This window comes from Flavobacterium sp. (assembly GCF_044368625.1).
Classification (GTDB): Bacteria; Bacteroidota; Bacteroidia; order Flavobacteriales; family Flavobacteriaceae; genus Flavobacterium.
Map to the genome: position 1 here is coordinate 1 of NZ_JBIPPD010000280.1, position 3,309 is coordinate 3,309.

3 protein-coding genes are annotated in these 3,309 nt (G+C 36.3%); 1 reads left to right on the forward strand and 2 read right to left on the reverse strand.

All coding sequences use genetic code 11. The features are described from left to right. Positions 1-455: 455 nt before the first annotated feature. Positions 456-1,466 carry a 3-oxoacyl-ACP synthase III family protein gene (locus ACIQ2X_RS14865; RefSeq protein WP_396179738.1) on the forward strand — a complete coding sequence of 337 codons (1,011 nt, stop codon included), beginning with the start codon at positions 456-458 and terminating at the stop codon, positions 1,464-1,466. Between the two features lie 326 nt (positions 1,467-1,792). On the opposite strand, the gene ACIQ2X_RS14870 is transcribed toward ACIQ2X_RS14865, so the two are convergent. Both ACIQ2X_RS14870 and ACIQ2X_RS14875 read right to left on the reverse strand, forming a co-directional pair. After that, positions 1,793-2,617 carry an HAEPLYID family protein gene (locus tag ACIQ2X_RS14870; RefSeq protein WP_396179741.1) on the reverse strand — a complete coding sequence of 275 codons (825 nt, stop codon included), beginning with the start codon at positions 2,615-2,617 and terminating at the stop codon, positions 1,793-1,795. 125 nt (positions 2,618-2,742) lie between these two features. Next, positions 2,743-3,102, reverse strand: a complete 360-nt coding sequence (locus ACIQ2X_RS14875; protein WP_396179740.1) for a hypothetical protein — start codon at positions 3,100-3,102, stop codon at positions 2,743-2,745. Positions 3,103-3,309: the final 207 nt, after the last annotated feature.

The window sequence follows — 3,309 nt, forward strand, 5'->3', positions numbered from 1 at the left end:
TTTCAAACCTATTTTATCGCGTTCCGCTTTAAAATGCGCAATACAATTGGCTTCACTACTAAATTCGACTCCAAAACTAAAAATATTCATACCCAATAATTTATCTATGAAACAAATATACAAAAATATGAGCAATTACGGATATACATTTTTTTTTGATAAAAACCTAAGCTTGCACTTTAACTTTGAAAAAGGTGCATTTTAGACCCGAAAAGGTTCATAATCCGTAAACTTCTAGCCCGTCCGTAAACTTCGGAATCGGGACAGGTGGAAGTGGCATCCTTTTCCTTACTCCCGAAACTTCGGGACTAAGCAAGGAAAACACAAAACAGACAGCTGGAAAAGCTCCTTTTTAATTCTTAAAATACCACAGATTTTAAAAATTGTACAAAATCGTACATAATTAATTAAGAAGTTGCTATTTTTGATTTAAATTTTTTTATTAAAAATAGTATATGTATAATTCAAAGATAACGGGTCTGGGCTATTATGTGCCAGATAATATCGTGACTAACGATGATTTAAGCAAGATTATTGAAACCACAGACGAATGGATTCAGGAACGAACGGGGATTCAGGAGCGGCGTCACATTATTCGAGGCGAAGATACTACAACAACAATGGGTGTCAAAGCGGCGAAAATTGCTATCAAACGCTCGGGTGTTGCTAAGGAAGATATTGATTTTGTAGTTTTTGCCACGTTGAGTCCCGATTATTATTTTCCAGGCCCAGGTGTTTTGGTGCAGCGCGATTTGGGTTTGAAAACCGTTGGCGCGCTTGATGTTCGCAACCAATGTTCAGGTTTTGTGTATGCCATTTCGATTGCCGATCAATATATTAAAACGGGCATGTATAAGAATATTCTGGTCATCGGCTCGGAAGTGCATTCGGTGGGATTGGACATGACTACTCGTGGTCGCGGCGTTTCGGTAATTTTTGGCGATGGAGCAGGAGCGGCAGTTTTGAGTCGTTCGGAAAACAACGAAACCGGAATTTTATCGACCCATTTACATTCGGAAGGACAACACGCCGAGGAATTAATCGTAAAAGCACCAGGAATGGGCGGTCGATGGGTTACAGATATCTTGAATGAGGAAGATAAAGCCAACGACGAAAGTTATTTGCCTTACATGAATGGCCAGTTTGTATTTAAAAATGCGGTGGTTCGTTTTGCCGAAGTTATCAATGAAGGTTTGCAAGCCAATAATTTGCAAGTTTCGGATATTGACATGTTGATTCCGCACCAAGCAAATTTGCGCATTTCGCAATTCATTCAACAAAAATTCAATTTGACCGACAATCAAGTGTACAATAACATCCAAAAATACGGAAACACCACGGCAGCTTCTATTCCAATAGCGTTAACCGAAGCGTGGGAACAAGGCAAAATAAAATCAGGTGACACCGTGGTTTTAGCCGCTTTTGGAAGTGGTTTTACGTGGGGAAGTGTGATTATTAATTGGTAATAGTGGGAAATCCAATTTTAAGAATTCCAAATTCCAGAACGTAGTCTTGGAAATTGGATTTTTTTGGATTTGAATAATTTAGAATTTTAGCGGTACATTTTTCCTGCTTAAAAAAGCAAAACCCGAAGTAAATTACGCTTCGGGTTTTTTAACTAACTCTCTACAATCGATTTGTTTTATGTAACTATTAAAATGACTAAAAAGTGCACAAAACGGTTTTCTGTTAAATTTTTGATGGATGATTGCAATGTAATAGACGCATCATTTTGTGTATTGTTACATTTTAAACCAAAAATATTTTGGTTTATTTTCAAAAAAAAATAATGCTAATGTCCCGGTTCGTATATAAGTCTCAGAAACGAACTAAATCTTTCGTTTTCTCGATTGATGGGAATTCCAGTTACAATTCCAATTAGCAAATTTTCGGCAATGCTAACCCTCATTTGGGGCCGTAAGGTCATGTCAAAATCGGTTTTGGTGACTTCTTTGTTAAATTCAATCCCGATAAAATTTCGCGTTCCCGGAATCATATAATGAAAATTGCTGTTGATTTGCCACGAGGTAAAAGTACTGTTGTTGTAAAAATGATGCTGTATGGCTGGTCCGGTATAAAGCAATGTGTGAATATTGTTTCCCCAGCGTTTTGCAGCTACAAAAAAGGGATTATAGATGTTTCCCGTAAATAATTTGGAGCTAGGATAATTACTAAAATCGGTCAATTCAAATGCATGAATGTATCCAAACGCTAACGAAGGTTTTAATTTTTCGGAAACAAAAAAGGAATACTGAGCGGCCAGTTTTAAACCGTTGAGTTTACTTGCCGGAGTATTTCCATTTGTATTGGAAGGATAAAACGTAAAAGGCAATTCAACCTCAAGACCCAAGCGATCAATGGGTGCCCATTCATATTCTACCAAAGCCATATATTCGTCATAATTGTTTTTGTCGGTTAGTCCAAAACCCACATTCCATTCTCTTTCTCCTTTTCGAGCTCCCAAATCGCGAATCAAATCGATGTACAAAGGTTCGGCATGTAATACTTTTGCTGGACCTTTTTTGTCCTGAATTTCTTCGATATACAAGCTGTCTATGGTGTTTTTTTGTTCTTTTTCGGTTTGGGCTTGCGCCAAATTGATGCTGAAAACCAGCATGATAATGGTAAAATAAAGTGTTCTTGAAAATGTATTTTTCATTAGAATTTGAATAATTTGTTAAACATAACAGCTTTCGGCTTCCATTTTGGAAAACGGTAAAGCATATAAAAAAAGAAAACAAATTAAACCTCCGGTGGGGGAGAATGAATTTCGAAATAAGTGTGCAAAATAGATGTTTTGCTAAAACCAATGTTTTTACAAGTCCGTTGAGGTAGAAAATCAATTTCTACTCCGTAGTTGGGAAGAATGAAAAAATCAACAGTTGCCATTTTTTTTAATGCCGACTGATTTTCTCCATCAGAATCATCAAGTTCAGGAATGGCATTTTCGAAGCCTAATGTTTTTTCGATAATCAACTCCACGACACTTTCCTGATGATTGATCGTTAGATCCTCTGTAACACCATTTCGGTAAAGATCACTTGTGTCAACACTACAATTGAGAATATAAAGTGCCAAAAAAGCACAAAATAACCGGAACATTTTACTATTTCTAATCGAATTTAACACGCTGCAAAAGTAGAAAATTTAACGGGAGTTGGATGCTTCTTAGCGTTTTATTAGGACAAAATTCAAATATAAAATTTATAATATATCATTGCTATCCGAAAGTTTTGACGATTTTAGAAATAAGCATTGTAACTGCCTATAAACAGGTCAATATTTCAACTTTATGCTGAAAATAAGTCA